The sequence below is a fragment of the Geminocystis sp. GBBB08 genome (assembly GCF_016743215.1).
Taxonomy (GTDB): Bacteria; Cyanobacteriota; Cyanobacteriia; order Cyanobacteriales; family Cyanobacteriaceae; genus Geminocystis.
The window spans coordinates 20,921-36,433 of sequence record NZ_VRZC01000021.1 but is presented as its reverse complement, the minus strand read 5'-3'; the positions used below and the strand labels follow the sequence as shown (position 1 = coordinate 36,433).

Below are 15,513 nucleotides of genomic sequence, written 5' to 3'. Positions count from 1 at the left end.
CCCTTTTTGCCCATTATAAATTATAAATTTATGGTTAAATTAATCCTTGCCTTTACTAACAATTTTCCAATGATTTATTTGAAGAATATTAGCTTGTTTTAAAATAGCTAAACCATGTTTTTTATTAAGTTTATTTAAAGGTAAATTATAAGTATTTTCTATTACTATTCTTACTTTGATTCCTTCTTGTTTTTTAGCGACAATTGCCATTGCTAACTTCGCTAAATTTATCTCTTGTACCGCTATATCTAAAGTCGATGTTGCCTTGTTGATTTGCTCAATAATAACCTCTTCTAAATTATCCCCAGTACGTTGAATATTTCGATAAGGATCTAAATATTCTTTTCCCTTCGCTTGATTATGATTAAAATAAATTTGAATGGCAGAATCCTGCGGTAAAGGAGGCAGTTTTTTCGGAGAAATTTGACAACCATTTAATAATAGTAAATAACTAATTATCGTTAGAGATAAATAAATAAATAATTTTAACCATTTATTTGGCATTTTTAAAACTCTATTTGTGATAATGTATACTGCAACATTGCTGTAAATCTATTATAGTATTTTTGGTTTAAAGGTGAAGGATGAGGTAAGGGAAATATACTGACTTTTTTTTCATGGGTTTTATCCTCTTCATCTACTGCCGTCATGGTGATGTTTAAACTTTGTTGATAACGGCGATCACCTTGTTCCCAAAAAGTGTTAAACTCTTCTTTGGTAGAGTAAAATTCAAACCATCTAAACGCTTCAGTACCTAAAGTAATAATTTGATTACCTTGCCAATGAATCACTAAAAATTCCTCAATAAAAGGACGAAATCTTTTTTTGACTTTTACACCATAGGCTTTATTTTCTGGCGGTTTATAAGGTACAGTATTAGTTAAAATTAAACGCTCTTTTATTAACTGTAATTTAGCTTTATCTTCCGTCTCTTTTTTATATATTGCCCGATAAAAACCCTGTCGAACTAATGTTCCCGAAGCACCAATTAAAGGCTCTCCTGCTATAACTTCCTCTCTACCTAAATCCCGCCCTAAAAAACAAATATTGCTCTTTAAATTACCAAAATATAAAATAGGTTTAGTGGGTTCTTTTTTTGCAGATTCATAAACAGGAATATCTAAAGGAAATTCTGCTGCTTGGGCTTCTTTTTGGATGCGATTGATTAAGTTTTCTATAGTAGTAGCCATTTAAAATATTTAAACAAGATAAACGTTATTAATTATTGTACTTATTGTTTATTTTATTGGTTCTTCAGTAGATATAGCAATCCTAAATGATTCCGAGCAAAGTCAACATCAAAAATTTGAAGGCAAGGGGTAATGGGCAAGGGGCACTCTTGCAATGGGTAAGTTTCCTAATTCTCCATTCTCCATTGACTAATATCCTGATTTTAAATTTCTTTCCAAAAAAGTTGACAGTTAAAAAAAAAAGAGCTATACTAACAAACATAGGGGATTAAACATCCGCTTATGGTGTGAGGGAATTAAATAAAGAAACCTTTGGGGTCGAAACATGGCAAGACTCCCAGAGGTTTTTTATTTTGGATTGTTTATGGACCATAAGTAAAATAAATTTTCGATCTTTTGTACATCAAAATCTCCTGCTAGATAACCAATACCACGATGAAGATGTAATCTAAATTGACTGTTTAAGGTTTCTGAATTGGTTTTTAATCCGTCATGATGACATCTATATTTTAAAGCTAACAGCAAAATATCCGCCATATCCCCGCCGAAAACTTGCCAAGTCATTTCCACGTTACTATCCGCTGGAATTGGATAAGGTGTAGGAGGATGAATTTCCGCTAAAGAACGACAAAATGCCCAGCGACATAACACATTCCATTGTTCTATTTTTGTATTTTTTTTGAGCTTGATTAGTTGATCCTTTGCTTTTTTCGATAGTTTGATTTTTTCTATGGGCGATCGCATCTTTTCAGTAATTAATAATGGTGGAATAGCCATCTTGGCTGTAATTTCTAATTTTTAACTTCGGAAAGAAGTGTAATAGATAATTGGCGTAAAGATTCAAATAAAACTACGGAGACACTGACGGATAAATTTAAACTGCGTACATGAGAACTAGCCATCGAAATAAAACAAGTTAAATCACATTTTTGTAAAACTTCTGAGGGTAAACCATCAGTTTCACTACCAAATAGAAGCCAGTCATCAGGTTTAAATTCACATTCGAGATAATTTTTTGTACCCCTAACACTTAAGCCGATTAATCTTCCGCCTTTTTCTCTAGCGGTTTTCATAAAATCTTCAGTACTAAGATGATAAGTTAATTTTACATGAGGCCAGTAATCTAAACCCGCCCTTTTTAAATAGCGATCGCTAATTTCAAAGCCCAAAGGTGCGACAAGGTGTAACTCTGTTTCCGTTGCAGCACAAGTTCGGGCAATATTACCAGTATTAGGGGGAATTTGAGGATGAACTAAAACAATTTTTGGCATAATCAATAATGAGCAATTAGATATTAGGAATGAGAAAGTCACCCTCTCACAATTAACAATTAATAATTAACAAATCACTACCAAACGGGATCAGAATAGAGATTGAGAATAAATTCTGAGGTATTAGGAGGAATAGAACTAATACAAGCACAAATTGGCGTACCATCTTCGAGTTCAACTTCACAAGCATGACATGAACCCATGACACAACCAGTAGGAATAAAAACACCACCTCGTTTTGCCACCTCTAAAATCGGTTCGCCGACTTCCGCCGTAACAGTTACATTATTGGGTAAAAACTTGACTTGAACACTCATAATTAGGGAATATCCGTAAAGTGAGCAATGCCCACAAAAGAAAAATATTAGACATCTTTAATAACAAGAATAATGAGGGCTCAAGCCCTTACGACAAAAACATTTAAAATCTTTTTTCCTAGATGTCAAACCATAGCAGAATTACCAAAATTGAGAGGAATATCTTGTAATCTACCGTTACCGATAGCTTGTATCGCCTCTTTCAAGTCCACTTTACCCGTATATAATGCCTTCCCGACAATAACCCCCTTAACCCCTAAAGATTCTAAAGATAATAAACTGAGTAAATCTGTTAATGAACTAATACCACCAGAAGCGATAACAGGAATACGACTAACTTGGGCTAATTCTCTTAAAGCCTCTAAATTAGGGCCGACTAAAGTACCATCACGACTAATATCAGTATAAATAATAGCGGCGGCTTTGTCAGAAATTTGTTGGGCTAAATCAGTGGCTTCCATAGTAGAAGTTTCTAACCATCCTTTCGTTGCCACCTTACCGTTACGCGCATCGATACCTACAGCTATTTTATGGGGAAAAGCCTCACATAATTCTTGTACTAATTCAGGATTTTCTACGGCTATAGTACCTATAATCGCTCTTTCTACTCCTAAATTCAAAAGACGTTCAACAGAAACACGATCCCGCAATCCACCGCCTACTTGGATGGGAATAGTTAAAGTTTCAACAATAGTTTTAATTAGAGCTAAATTAACAGTTATGCCTTCTTTAGCACCATCTAAATCCACTAAATGTAAACGAGTCGCCCCTTGATTTTGCCATTGCAAAGCTACTTCTAAGGGATTTTCATTAAAAACTTGAGATTGTTGATAATCCCCTTGATATAATCTGACGCAATGCCCTGCTAATAAATCAATGGCAGGTATAACTTCCATAAAAATTTAATCATAAATAGAGAGAATCTTCATTATATCATTTAGGTAATAGGTAATCAGGATAGATTTCCACCTCATCTCCTTTTGTGGTTTTCCGCAATTTTTTCGGTAGAACTCAGGTTGCCTTTTACCTCCTGATCATTGATAATTAAAATATAGAATAATGATTGAGGGAAAAATGTGCTATTATCTAAAGGCTTTGAGGTAGAGGTTTATACAGGCACAAAAGAAGGTGAAATCATTGGGCTTTCTAGTCAAATAGTCAGAGATTTACATGGTTTTGTTCGAGAGCCTGATAGTCGTAATGTAGAATACACTACCGCTCCTTTGTGCAATTACGATCGCCTATTATGTGCATTATTGCGCCCTCGTAAAGATTTACGACAATATCTTCAATCTTTAGGTGATTATACGATAATTCCCGGCAGTACTTTATCTACCGGTGACAGTAGTAAATTTTTTCGCTCAGATCCCCAAAATCCTTATCATGATTATATTGAGCAAACTTATCAGACAAACATCGTTACCGCTAGTATTCATATCAATATCGGCATTGAAGACACAGAAAAATTGATTCAAGCTTATCGTTTAATTAGATTAGAAGCACCTTTATTATTAGCCTTAAGTGCCTCTTCCCCCTTTTTAGATAACAAAGTCACCGGTTATCACTCTACTCGTTGGGGTTTATTTCCTCAAACTCCTAAAAATGTACCCTTATTTATCAATCATAATCATTTTATTGAATGGACAAAACAACAATTAATTTTAGGTACAATGCAAAATGTTAGACACTTGTGGGCTTCCGTGCGTCCTAATGGAGATAATCGCCCTTATAGTTTAAACCGTCTGGAGTTGAGAATTTGTGATTTAGTTTTAAACCCCATTCATTTGTTAGGGATAACCGCTATTTTAGAAGCTAGAATTAACCAAATTTTAAATGATCCTACCCTTGATCCTTTACAACAAAGTACCATCAATCATGGCAATTTAGAGACAGAATTGTTAAGAATTACTAAATATAACGAAGAAGCTGTCAGCGAAAATAGTTTAGATGCACCGTTATATCGTTGGCAAGATGGTAGTAAAATTATTGCCCGTGACTGGTTAGAAGAGTTAATTAGTGAATTATACCCCATCGCTAAAGCTAAAGGATTTTCTTGTTTCCTCACTCCTGCTTATAAAATTCTTCAACAGGGAAATCAAGCTCAATCATGGTTACAGCAACACCAACAAGGTTTATCTATCACCGAAATTATCCAAAATGCCATCGAATCTGTCTATCAAGAAGAAAAAGATTTAGAAAATAAACTCTGTGAACCAATTTTAATTGCATAAGTAGGTAAGCTAAATTAATTGTAGATTTTATTTTTCCCAAGTTCGTTCATAATAACAAGAGGTAACAAGGGGTTTAAACCCATTGCCCATTGCCTTCCTACCTATCCATAAATTTATTAATGAATCTCTTGACATTATTACTGTCTCTGTGCCATTATATATTTAGTGGCTCAAAGCCATTTATTTAGCAAGGAGGGTAAAAAAATGCCCATATTAGTTAATAATTCACCCATAAAAACCTTTAATTTTCCAGCAGGAGAATGTCATGTTAGTTTATCCCCAGAAATCATTACAGCTAAAACAGTTATTACGGCCATTTTAAACAATGCTAATGATATTATGGCTTTATTGCTTACTGTCGATGCTATTCGTCGTATTTTACCTACTGTCAGTCTTGAGTTAATTATTCCTTATTTTCCTTACGCTAGACAAGATCGAGTTTGTAATCAAGGAGAAGCTCTTAGTGTTAAAGTCATGGCAGATTTGATTAATAATTTAAAATGCGATCGCATTGTAATTGTTGATCCTCATTCTGATGTTACCCCAGCTTTATTAAATAACACTCACATAATTACTCAAGCTGATATTTTAAGTCAAAGTTGTTTGAAAGATGAGCTTTTAAAGGATAATTGGGCTTTAATTGCCCCTGATGCTGGAGGAGAAAAAAAGACTCAGGAAGTGGCTAAACGTCTCGGTTTACCTGATGTTTTTTGTGCTACTAAAATCCGTGATACCAAAACAGGAAAAATTCTCTCTACTACTTTTCATCATGATGTTAAAGGGCGAAAAGTTTTGATAGTTGACGATATTTGTGATGGTGGTAAAACTTTTATTGAGTTAAGCAAATTACTTCAACAAAAAGGTGCTATAAAAATTTGTCTTTATATCACCCATGGCATTTTTTCTAAAGGTTTAGATTTATTACGCCCTTACTTTAATCATATTTATTCTCATCATACTATGTTATCTCCTCAAGAACAAGATCGTAATTTTTTAACTATTTTACCTTTTGTTTATCTCTAATTTTTGCAAATCTCGCAAAGGCGCAAAGGCGCAAAGGTTTTTTAATCTCATTTATTTCACTTTAAGGTACAAAGAAAGGAAACAACTATGAATATTAATCCTCTTAATGCTATTGATTTTTACAAAACTGATCATCGTCGTCAATATCCCCAAGGCACAACGGAAGTTTATGCTAATTTTACCCCCCGTAGTGGACGTTTAGCAAAAGTTTTAGATTCTGATGATATTCGTGTCGTCTTCTTTGGTTTACAATATTTTCTCCAAGATTACTTAATCGACTGTTGGCAAAAAAATTTCTTTCAACAAGATAAACAAAAAGTTCTCTCTGTCTATAAAAGACGCATGGATACTTCCCTTGGAATTAATGCCATTTCTGTACAACATATCAATGCCCTCCACGATTTAGGCTATTTACCTTTAAAAATTAAAGCCTTACCTGAAGGTAGTTTCGTGCCAATAGGCATCCCCTTATTAACTGTTGTCAATACTCACCCAGATTTTTTCTGGTTAACCAATTACATCGAGTCGGTGATGTCTTGTTATTTATGGAAACCCATAACTTCCGCAACCACCGCTTTTCAATACAAAAAGTTAGTCACAAAATACGCTATTCAAACAGGCACACCTTTAGATTTTATTCCTTTTCAATGTCATGATTTTTCTTTTCGAGGTTTATCTAGTATTCAAGATGCTATTGTTAGTGGTGCAGCTCATCTGACTTCTTTTTGTGGTACTGATACGGTACTAGCTATCGACTTTCTCGAAAACTATTATAATGCCAATGCTGATGAGGAAATAATCGGTGTTTCTGTACCTGCAACCGAACATTCTGTCATGGCAATGGGAATGCCAGATGGAGAATTAGAAACATTTCGCCGATTAATAGAAGACTTATATCCTCAAGGCATTGTGTCTATTGTTTCTGATACTTGGGATTTTTGGAAAGTTATCACCCAATATACTCTTCTTCTTAAGGAAAAAATTATAGCACGAAATGGTAAGTTAGTCATTCGTCCCGATAGTGGAGATCCTGTTAAAATTATTTGTGGTGATTCTAGCTATCCTCAAGATACCCCTGAATATAAAGGAGCAATTCAATGTTTATGGGAGATTTTTGGCGGTACAATTACCCCCCAAGGCTATAAAATGTTAGATTCTCATATTGGCTTAATTTACGGTGACTCTATTACTCTTGATCGAGCTTATCAGATTTTGCATCAATTAGAAATCAAAGGCTTTGCATCTGGAAACGTGGTTTTTGGTATTGGTTCTTACACTTATCAATACGTCACCCGTGATAACTTTGGATTTGCCGTCAAAGCTACTAGCGGTGTCGTAAACGGTAAACGGCGAGATATTTTTAAAAATCCTAAAACTGATACTGGTACTAAAAAATCCGCTAAAGGTTTACTAAGAATTGAACAAGAAAATAATACTTATATTTTATATGAACAACAAACTCCTGAACAAGAAAAACAAGGTGCTTTAGAAACAGTATTTCTTGATGGTAAATTAATTAAATGTTATAGCCTCAAAGAGATTCGACAACGTATCCAAGAAAATTAGTCGGTTTAGGTGTCTATCCCAATTTTTTAACTTCCATTCATCATCGAAAATGACCAAAGAAAACTATTATAATTCTGAAGCTGATTTTCTTTATAACTATGATCCTACTATATTCGATCGCCCTAGCACTTCCGTTGATATCGTAATTTTTACCGTTTTTCATGAAACATTACAAGTTCTACTTGTGCAACGAGCAAACTACCCTTTTAAAAATCAATGGGCATTAGTCGGAGGTTTTATTGATTTAGACAATGATGAAACCCTAGAAGATACTGCTAAACGTAAATTAGAGGAGAAAACAGGCGTAAAAACAAGCTATTTAGAGCAATGTTTTACTATTGGCAATAAAAATCGTGATCCTCGAGGATGGTCAGTTACTACCGTTTATTTTGCTCTCCTACCCCATCATAACATTAAACTTACCCCCGGAAAAGGAGCAATCAATATAAAATGGTCATCTATTATGAAAAATAAAGTAATAGAATCATTAGCCTTTGATCATAGCGAAATTTTGCGTCAAGCTATTGAACGTTTACGCAATAAAGTTTTATATACTTCTTTACCCGCTTACTTAATGCCTGAAAAGTTTACTTTAGGAGATTTACAAAAAGTTTATGAGATAATTCTCGATCATACTTTAGAAACCAAATCTTTTCGCCGTCGTATTGCTAAAGCAGATATTTTAGAAGAAACTACCGAAATGCGTCAAGATTCAAAACGTCCTGCTAAATTATATCGTTTAAAAAATGACATTGATACTTATTTCTTTTTAAGAACCATCGAAGGTGCTATATAGTTAATAGTTAATAGTTAGTAGTTGTAAAATAGTTAATAGTTAATAGTTAATAGTTAATAGTTAATAGTTAATAGTTAATAGTTAATAGTTAATAGACACGAGTGCAAAATAAAAGTTAAAATCTATTTTAGGTGAGAAATTATCAATTTTAATAACTATTGTCCATTGCCCATTGCCCATTGTCGCAACTTCTTACAGAAGTCTAATAGTTGTGAGATAGGCATCTTGCCTGTAATTCCTCATTCTTCATTCCTCATTCCTCGTGAAACAGGCATCTTGCCTGTAATTCCTGTTAATTAACCAAATTGTTCACTAATTTCAAGGTTAAATAAAGTTTGTAAAGTTTGTAAAGCCTTACGTCTTGCCTCAATATCCTGTTGTGCCCTTAATTGTACCATCGGATCATGTAAAATTTTATTGACAATTCCTCTGGTTAAGGCTTCAATTACTTCTTGGTGTTTTTCGGCGAATTCTGAGCCTAATCTTGATAAGGCTTTTTCTAATTCTTGTTCTCTGATTTCTTCAATTTTAGTACGCAAACAACTAATAGTTGGCACAGTTTCCAAAGATTGCCACCATAACTCAAAGGCTTCGATTTCTTCTTCTAATAATACCTCCGCTTCCCTTGCCATTTCCCTCCGACTGGCTTGATTTTGAGCAACCACTGCTTTTAAATCATCCACATTATAAGACACAATAAAATTCAATTCTGAAGCATCACTGGAAACATTGCGAGGGACAGAAATATCTACCAACATGATAGATTGAGATACTTCTATGGTAGAAAGATTCTTTTTCTCTAAAATCGGTTGAGTTGCACCCGTACTTGTAAAGACAATATCTGACTGACTGACTACCATCATCATCTCTTCAAGGGGATGGAGTTGCAACTTTACTTGGGGAAATTGTTTCGCTAATTCTTGCGATCGACTAAGGGAACGGTTTACAATGGCAATATCACTAACCCCTTTCGACGCTAAATGTTGCACCAATAAACGAGACATTTTTCCTGCACCGATAATAGACACTTTTTGGCAGGATAAATCATCTACCTTAGTATCGACTAATTCTACCGCTGCCGAACTGATAGATACCGCTCCTGTACCAATATTTGTCTCTGTTCGTACTCTTTTCCCCGCACTAATGGCTTGTTTAAATAGTCTATCTAGCAATCTGCTCATGCCTTGATACTTCGTTGCTAACTTATGAGTATTTCTGACTTGGGCTAAAATTTGTCCTTCTCCTAACACAAGGCTTTCTAATCCTGCCGAAACACGCATTAGATGACGAATGGCATCTTGATGTAAAAGTATAAATAAATGTTTTCTTAATTGTGATAAATGAATATGACCAATTTCTGCTAAAAATTGACTAATTTCCGTTACTCCTTGCTCTGTTTCTTTGACTACTGCATATATTTCAAGGCGATTGCAAGTACTCATAATTCCCACTTCTTCCACATGAGGATAGTTAAGAAGATGATGGATAGATTCTTCGATTTTAGCTTCAGGAATACTTAATTTTTCTCTTATTTCTACGGCGGCGGTTTTATGGGAAAGACCTACTACAATAATGTTCATTTGCTGATCTTAAGTATAAATAATCTGATAATAATAAAAATGCTTTTTAAACAATTCTTATCATTACTGATGTGATGGTGTTTGGCAATTTTTTCTTAATCTTTTGCAATGAAACTTTATTACTTATTACTTATTACTTATTACCTCATTACTTCACAACCCCCACAAGAGGCGAACTTGCTGAGGCATATTCTTTTACAGGAATACGTCCTGCTTGATAGGCTAATCTTCCAGCTATAGTAGCTAATCCCATCGATTGAGCCATTTTCACAGGATTTTGAGCTAAGGCGATCGCACTATTGATGAGTAAGGCATCTGCACCTAATTCCATGCCTAAAGCCGCTTCACTGGGAGTGCCAATTCCTGCATCGATTACCACTGGTATTTTTGCTTGTTCGATGATAATTTTAAGATTAGCTAAATTTTGAATACCTTGCCCAGAGCCAATGGGAGAGCCTAATGGCATAACTGTAGCACAACCAACCTCTTCTAATCTTTTACAAAGGAGCGGATCTGCATTAACATAGGGTAACACAGCAAAACCTTCTTTGACCAATTGTTCTGCGGCTTGTAATGTACCAATAGGATCAGGTAATAAATATTTAGCATCGGGAATGACTTCTAATTTAACAAAATTATTATCTTCCTGCCCTAGTAATTTAGCCATTTCTCTACCTAAACGAGCAACTCTGATGGCTTCTTCTGCATTAGTGCATCCAGCAGTATTGGGCAACATCCATATTTTACTCCAATCAAGTGCTTCTGCTAAACCTTCATGACCCGGAGCGTTTGTTTGTACTCTGCGCACAGCAACGGTGACGATTTCGCAACCACTAGCTATAACACTTTTTTGCATGGATTCTATACTAGGATATTTACCCGTGCCTGTCATTAAACGAGAGTTGAATTTTCGCCCCGCAATAATTAACCGATCATCTTTCTCATAATTTACGGCTATAAGACTGTTATTTTCGTTTTTAGGTAAAAAATGACCTGAATTGCCGTCTATAGAGCTTAAATCATTACCATTATTGCTTATATTACCATTTTGAAGAGGGCTAGATGTCGGATAATTCATGATTGTGGGTTGAGATTTGTTGAATCGTTGGTAACTAAAATGTTTTAATAAAGGATCAGTATATTGATCAATTATTAAGTTACTTATTAATTTAGCGGTTATGGGTGCTAATAGGATACCATTACGTTGATGTCCTGTAGCAAAAATCAAGTTATCACTGTCACCATAGCCCAAAATCGGCATTTCATCAGCAGTGGCGGGGCGAAAACCATACCAAATTTCGTTCAATTGCCATGTAGCGAGGGAGGGATATAAACGAATGGCACGATTTAGTAAAGTGTTGATACCTTCGGCGGTGTTGCCTTCTCTCCAACCTATATCTTCAGAAGTCGCACCCACGATTAAACGCCCGTCTTTTTTCGGCACTAAATAGGTATTTTCTCCAAATATGACTCTTTCTAAGGGATTTTCACTAGCTATCTTTAAACTTAACATTTGCCCTTTTAATGGACGCACGGGAAGAGGAAATAGTTTATTAGACCATGCACCACCTGCTAAGATATAAGTATCGGCGGAAAAGATACCAGATTTTGTGAGGATATTTTTAATATTACCTTGATGACGAGTAAAAGCGATCGCTTCTATACCTTCTTTGACATCAATACCCAATGATTGGGCTAGAGTTAATAATACCTTAGCGACACGACGAGGATCGACTTGCCCTTCTTCCGGATACCAATAACCGCCTATAACCTCTTTTCCTAGATGGGGTTGATATAGTTGAATGGTGTCTTTATCTAACCAGCTATTATTTATTGTTGAAGGTTGTTGATAAACTGGGGCGATGATACCACAAGGATTATAGTCTATATCTTCACCGCTCAACTGCTCTAATTTTCCTGCCCATTCGGGATATAATGCAAGAGATTGCAAGGCTAAATCTAACATAGCACCTTCGGGTAACTGTTCGGCTCTCGGTGCTAACATTCCAGCGGCGGCATTGGTAGCAGCTTCAGAGAAGTTTTTACTTAATACTGTTACCCCTAATCCTTTTAATTTTAACTCAAGGGCGATGGCAAGGCCAATAATACCACCCCCAATAATAATAATTTCGTTGCTAGTTTTCATAATCAATAATTAATATCTAACTTTTATCTTAACATTGCTCTTACAGCGTATTAGATTTAAGAATTAAACTCTTTGATTTAGGGTAAATTATACTCATATTTTTCATCTCCATTAGCATTATTTAATCCTATTAAACCTAAATTATTTCAGTCATTTTTCTTTGAGTTTTTCTATAAAAAGATAGTTTATTGAATTACGAACTAATGTTATTGAGAAATTATCACTACTTTATGTTTATTACCGTTAAGAATAATAAGCTAATTAGTTTCTGATAGTTGATTAATAAGGCTATCAAGATTTAATGTTACTTTAGGTCAATTTTATTGTGAACATCTGTCTTAAAATAAAAATCATACTATAATTTTTAGTTAAATATAATTATTTGTCATGACTAAGCTAGATATAACAGAAATTCCACCCCATTTATCTCCATTGATAGATTTAGCTATTAAGGGAGAAGAAGTTATTATTACACGAGATGAGCAACCTATAGCACAAATTTCTCCAATTAAACGCCCTTTAAAACGTGGTAGTGCGAGGGGTAAAGTATGGATGTCATCTGATTTTAACGAAACTCTTGATGATTTTAAAGATTACATGATATGAATTTATTAATAGATACTCATATTTTTCTTTGGTTTGTGAATGATAATTCTCAATTAAGTGATCATTTAAAAGATTTAATAGAAGATAAAAATAATCAAATTTATTTAAGTCTTGCTAGTCTTTGGGAAATGTCTATTAAATATAACTTAGGAAAGCTAAAATTTGACACTTCCTATGAAGAATTTATTGATGTAGAAATTAGTCAAAGTTGTCTTAATTTACTTAATATTGAGGTCAAACATTTTAATATTAATGCTACTTTACCTTTATATCATAGAGATCCATTTGATCGACTTATTATTGCTCAATCTATATCTGAAAATATGCCTATTATTTCTATGGACTACTTTTTTTCTCCTTATCCTATAACTCTTATTAATTAAACTAATTCTATTCTAGTTCGTTTAAAGTATTCTTTCTTAAACCAAGGCTTGGGAAAAATAAAATCAACAATTAATTTTAGTTACCTACTTACTTATTGAAAACCAAATTTAGTTAAAAGATAATAAATATCATCATAACTTAATTCAAGAGGATCTCTTAATAATTTTTCGATTAATTTTTCTAGTTTACCCATTATTAAATTTATTATTTAATTATTAATAATCATATTTCCTATATTAATTTATCTAATAAAATTACTATGAATGCTATAGTATTTATTATTAAATAAAATTTAGAAAGAAGGGAAAAATTTATGACTGTTATTTTTCTTGGGGATAGTTTATTCGATATAGGAAATCTTACCACTGCGGCAGTTCCTTTTGGAATTCAACCATTTCCCTCACCTCCCTATAATCAAGGTAAAGCATCCAATGGGCAAGTTTTAGGAGAAGCCATCGCCGATAGATTAGGTATTAATGCTAATTATCTCATTGGTAACTCTATGGTTTCTACCCCTCCGAATCCCTTAGAAAATAATGTGGTTTATGCCTTCGCTGGTGCAACAACGGGTATATTTGGTTCAAAAGCTAATATTTTAGATACATTTCCTATTGGTTTACAATCTCAAATACAATCATTTCAAAATAATTTAGTTGTTGATAATCTTATCCATAATCCGATTGAAGTTTTTATTAGTGCTGGAAGTAATGATGTTTTAGAAATTCTTGCTGATCCTAATTTTGTTAATATATTTTTAACTCCAGAAAATGATGATAATGAACTGTTAATTAATCAAACTGCTAACAATATTGTTAATAACATTAGCCAAGGTATTGAAGGCATTGAAAATCAAACAGAAAATATTACTATAATTGGATTATCTCCCCTCGGAAATACTCCTTTTGTGATTAAAACAGATCAACAAATAGATGGTAATATTCCTCTGGATATTAGTGGACAAATAAGCTCATTTTTTAATAATATTTCTGCTAAAGTTAACGAAGAATTAATTGCTAAATTTGATAATCCAAATCAAGAGATACCCAATGTTAAAGTAATTGATGGTTTTGATGCTTTTAATAATGGTTTAAATCTATGGCAAAATAATTTAATGGCATCTCCTATTATTGATATATCTTATTTAGATTATATTTCTGGGAATACAAATCTCCAAGAAAATCTTACTCTTGAACAATTTGCCTTTTTGATGGTACACATCCTACATCAATATTAAATCAATATTTAGCTTCTGAAATCGTCTCATTTCCTGAATTAAATACTCCCATATTTCGCTTTCAAAATACAGATATAACTGGTACTTATTTTTATGTAAAAGAGGAAGAAAAACAAAATATTATTCAAAATTTTCCTAATTTTAGAGAAGAAGGAGAAGCCTTTAAAGTAGGAATTGAACCCCATGATGATTTAATTACTATATATCGATTTCAAAATCAAGATTTAGCTGGTACTTATATTTATGTAGGAGAAGAGGAAAGACAAAGTATTCTTCAAAATTATCCTAATTTTATTGAGGAAGGAATTGCTTTTTATGTTTATGGTGCTGGGAGTAATCAAGGAGAAAATATTTATCGTTTTCAAAATCAAGATATAACTGGCACTTATCTTTACGTTGGAGAGGAGGAAAGACAGAGTATTCTCCAAAATTATCATAATTTCGTTGAGGAGGGCGTTGCTTTTAAAGCAGTATTTTAGAATAAAATTAGAGCAAAGATAATAGTAACCTTCATTAATCTTAACCCCTACAATTCCTATAACTATGAAGATTTTAACATGAGTACAGTAACAGATAACGATTTAAAAGAGTTAAGGGATTTAATTAACTCTAAATTTGAGCAAGTAGATCGTAAATTTGAAAAAGTATTTGAAGAGTTTACAGCAGTAAAAGTTGAAATAGCTACTATCAAAGAAGGGCAAAATAGCTTAAATTCAAGACTTAACGAGACTAAAGAAACAATCAATAAAAGATTAGATAGTGTCGAAACTTGATTAAATACTGTTACTTTAGGGGTATTTGGAATTATCGGTGTTTTGGTAACTGGGTTATTAACTTTTGTATGTAAAGTTGTATTTTTCCCTAACATTTAATTAATTCCTCTAAAAATGCTATCTATTTGAATGTTTGCAAAGAATAGTTAAGTTTCTTATCAAAAATCATGATCTGGTCATAATATCTGGTTTAATAAAATTAGATTCAGATAAATAATTTTAAAGAAATAAGAAACCGTTAGAAAATCTAAAAAAAATAAGCTAATCTCAATAAGTCCTTTTATATCTTAACTTGAAAAAGTTTAACTAATAATTTAACAGGTTATTATAACAGATTCAATTAAAATTTAAGTGAGATTATCTGTTGTTTCCTTAATATTTGTTATCGCAAAAAAA

16 protein-coding genes are annotated in these 15,513 nt (G+C 33.3%); 8 read left to right on the top strand and 8 right to left on the bottom strand.

The window, feature by feature from the left end; genetic code table 11:
• Positions 1 to 39 precede the first annotated feature (39 nt).
• The 6 genes from FWJ34_RS04685 to hisA all read right to left on the bottom strand — a co-directional run bounded on the left by FWJ34_RS04685 (position 40) and on the right by hisA (position 3,674).
• The gene (locus FWJ34_RS04685; RefSeq protein WP_308254166.1) at positions 40 to 504 is read right to left on the bottom strand and encodes a hypothetical protein; all 465 of its coding nucleotides are present in this window, start codon (positions 502 to 504) and stop codon (positions 40 to 42) included.
• A 2-nt stretch (positions 505 to 506) separates the two neighbouring features.
• A complete protein-coding gene (locus tag FWJ34_RS04680; protein ID WP_308254165.1) occupies positions 507 to 1,190 on the bottom strand; it encodes a uracil-DNA glycosylase family protein in 684 nt (227 codons plus the stop codon).
• Between the two features lie 348 nt (positions 1,191 to 1,538).
• A complete protein-coding gene (dndE, locus tag FWJ34_RS04675) occupies positions 1,539 to 1,934 on the bottom strand; it encodes a DNA sulfur modification protein DndE (RefSeq protein ID WP_308254167.1) in 396 nt (131 codons plus the stop codon).
• Between the two features lie 47 nt (positions 1,935 to 1,981).
• Positions 1,982 to 2,461: a tRNA (cytidine(34)-2'-O)-methyltransferase gene (locus FWJ34_RS04670; protein WP_308254164.1), complete on the bottom strand. Its 480-nt coding sequence runs from the start codon at positions 2,459 to 2,461 to the stop codon at positions 1,982 to 1,984.
• Between the two features lie 77 nt (positions 2,462 to 2,538).
• Positions 2,539 to 2,778, bottom strand: coding sequence for a 2Fe-2S iron-sulfur cluster-binding protein (locus tag FWJ34_RS04665; RefSeq protein ID WP_308254163.1), 240 nt, complete (start codon positions 2,776 to 2,778; stop codon positions 2,539 to 2,541).
• Between the two features lie 125 nt (positions 2,779 to 2,903).
• On the bottom strand, positions 2,904 to 3,674 hold the full coding sequence (hisA, locus tag FWJ34_RS04660) for a 1-(5-phosphoribosyl)-5-[(5-phosphoribosylamino)methylideneamino]imidazole-4-carboxamide isomerase (RefSeq protein ID WP_308254162.1): 771 nt from the start codon (positions 3,672 to 3,674) through the stop codon (positions 2,904 to 2,906).
• Positions 3,675 to 3,854: 180 nt separating this feature from the next.
• Between hisA and gshA the strand changes: the two genes are divergently transcribed.
• The 4 genes from gshA (at position 3,855) to FWJ34_RS04640 (ending at position 8,394) form a co-directional block, all read left to right on the top strand.
• On the top strand, positions 3,855 to 5,009 hold the full coding sequence (gshA, locus tag FWJ34_RS04655; protein WP_308254161.1) for a glutamate--cysteine ligase: 1,155 nt from the start codon (positions 3,855 to 3,857) through the stop codon (positions 5,007 to 5,009).
• A 204-nt stretch (positions 5,010 to 5,213) separates the two neighbouring features.
• Positions 5,214 to 6,032 carry a ribose-phosphate diphosphokinase gene (gene prs, locus FWJ34_RS04650; protein ID WP_308254160.1) on the top strand — a complete coding sequence of 273 codons (819 nt, stop codon included), beginning with the start codon at positions 5,214 to 5,216 and terminating at the stop codon, positions 6,030 to 6,032.
• Between the two features lie 87 nt (positions 6,033 to 6,119).
• Positions 6,120 to 7,598, top strand: coding sequence for a nicotinate phosphoribosyltransferase (locus FWJ34_RS04645; protein WP_308254159.1), 1,479 nt, complete (start codon positions 6,120 to 6,122; stop codon positions 7,596 to 7,598).
• A 49-nt stretch (positions 7,599 to 7,647) separates the two neighbouring features.
• On the top strand, positions 7,648 to 8,394 hold the full coding sequence (locus tag FWJ34_RS04640; RefSeq protein ID WP_308254158.1) for an NrtR DNA-binding winged helix domain-containing protein: 747 nt from the start codon (positions 7,648 to 7,650) through the stop codon (positions 8,392 to 8,394).
• Positions 8,395 to 8,690: 296 nt separating this feature from the next.
• Here the strand turns inward: FWJ34_RS04640 and FWJ34_RS04635 are convergent, their stop codons facing one another.
• Both FWJ34_RS04635 and thiO read right to left on the bottom strand, forming a co-directional pair.
• The gene (locus tag FWJ34_RS04635) at positions 8,691 to 9,974 is read right to left on the bottom strand and encodes a glutamyl-tRNA reductase (RefSeq protein ID WP_308254157.1); all 1,284 of its coding nucleotides are present in this window, start codon (positions 9,972 to 9,974) and stop codon (positions 8,691 to 8,693) included.
• 148 nt (positions 9,975 to 10,122) lie between these two features.
• Positions 10,123 to 12,120: a glycine oxidase ThiO gene (gene thiO / locus FWJ34_RS04630; RefSeq protein ID WP_308254156.1), complete on the bottom strand. Its 1,998-nt coding sequence runs from the start codon at positions 12,118 to 12,120 to the stop codon at positions 10,123 to 10,125.
• A 387-nt stretch (positions 12,121 to 12,507) separates the two neighbouring features.
• Between thiO and FWJ34_RS04625 the strand changes: the two genes are divergently transcribed.
• The 4 genes from FWJ34_RS04625 to FWJ34_RS04610 all read left to right on the top strand — a co-directional run bounded on the left by FWJ34_RS04625 (position 12,508) and on the right by FWJ34_RS04610 (position 15,117).
• Positions 12,508 to 12,726, top strand: coding sequence for a DUF2281 domain-containing protein (locus FWJ34_RS04625; protein WP_308254155.1), 219 nt, complete (start codon positions 12,508 to 12,510; stop codon positions 12,724 to 12,726).
• The gene (locus FWJ34_RS04620) at positions 12,723 to 13,109 is read left to right on the top strand and encodes a type II toxin-antitoxin system VapC family toxin (protein ID WP_308254154.1); all 387 of its coding nucleotides are present in this window, start codon (positions 12,723 to 12,725) and stop codon (positions 13,107 to 13,109) included. Before FWJ34_RS04625 ends, FWJ34_RS04620 begins: the two co-directional genes overlap by 4 nt.
• A gap of 314 nt (positions 13,110 to 13,423) precedes the next feature.
• Positions 13,424 to 14,344: an SGNH/GDSL hydrolase family protein gene (locus FWJ34_RS04615; RefSeq protein ID WP_308254153.1), complete on the top strand. Its 921-nt coding sequence runs from the start codon at positions 13,424 to 13,426 to the stop codon at positions 14,342 to 14,344.
• Between the two features lie 557 nt (positions 14,345 to 14,901).
• Complete coding sequence (locus FWJ34_RS04610; RefSeq protein ID WP_396231661.1) at positions 14,902 to 15,117, top strand: hypothetical protein; 216 nt, start codon at positions 14,902 to 14,904, stop codon at positions 15,115 to 15,117.
• Positions 15,118 to 15,513: the final 396 nt, after the last annotated feature.

Bases quoted from the DNA above. Each gene is read 5' to 3' on its own strand.
- FWJ34_RS04615 (WP_308254153.1), top strand. From the start codon at position 13,424: ATGACTGTTATTTTTCTTGGGGATAGTTTATTCGATATAGGAAATCTT.
- dndE (WP_308254167.1), bottom strand. From the start codon at position 1,934: ATGCGATCGCCCATAGAAAAAATCAAACTATCGAAAAAAGCAAAGGAT.
- FWJ34_RS04665 (WP_308254163.1), bottom strand. From the start codon at position 2,778: ATGAGTGTTCAAGTCAAGTTTTTACCCAATAATGTAACTGTTACGGCG.
- FWJ34_RS04610 (WP_396231661.1), top strand. From the start codon at position 14,902: ATGAGTACAGTAACAGATAACGATTTAAAAGAGTTAAGGGATTTAATT.
- hisA (WP_308254162.1), bottom strand. From the start codon at position 3,674: ATGGAAGTTATACCTGCCATTGATTTATTAGCAGGGCATTGCGTCAGA.
- FWJ34_RS04625 (WP_308254155.1), top strand. From the start codon at position 12,508: ATGACTAAGCTAGATATAACAGAAATTCCACCCCATTTATCTCCATTG.
- FWJ34_RS04680 (WP_308254165.1), bottom strand. From the start codon at position 1,190: ATGGCTACTACTATAGAAAACTTAATCAATCGCATCCAAAAAGAAGCC.
- FWJ34_RS04620 (WP_308254154.1), top strand. From the start codon at position 12,723: ATGAATTTATTAATAGATACTCATATTTTTCTTTGGTTTGTGAATGAT.
- FWJ34_RS04645 (WP_308254159.1), top strand. From the start codon at position 6,120: ATGAATATTAATCCTCTTAATGCTATTGATTTTTACAAAACTGATCAT.
- FWJ34_RS04685 (WP_308254166.1), bottom strand. From the start codon at position 504: ATGCCAAATAAATGGTTAAAATTATTTATTTATTTATCTCTAACGATA.
- prs (WP_308254160.1), top strand. From the start codon at position 5,214: ATGCCCATATTAGTTAATAATTCACCCATAAAAACCTTTAATTTTCCA.
- FWJ34_RS04670 (WP_308254164.1), bottom strand. From the start codon at position 2,461: ATGCCAAAAATTGTTTTAGTTCATCCTCAAATTCCCCCTAATACTGGT.
- thiO (WP_308254156.1), bottom strand. From the start codon at position 12,120: ATGAAAACTAGCAACGAAATTATTATTATTGGGGGTGGTATTATTGGC.
- FWJ34_RS04640 (WP_308254158.1), top strand. From the start codon at position 7,648: ATGACCAAAGAAAACTATTATAATTCTGAAGCTGATTTTCTTTATAAC.
- FWJ34_RS04635 (WP_308254157.1), bottom strand. From the start codon at position 9,974: ATGAACATTATTGTAGTAGGTCTTTCCCATAAAACCGCCGCCGTAGAA.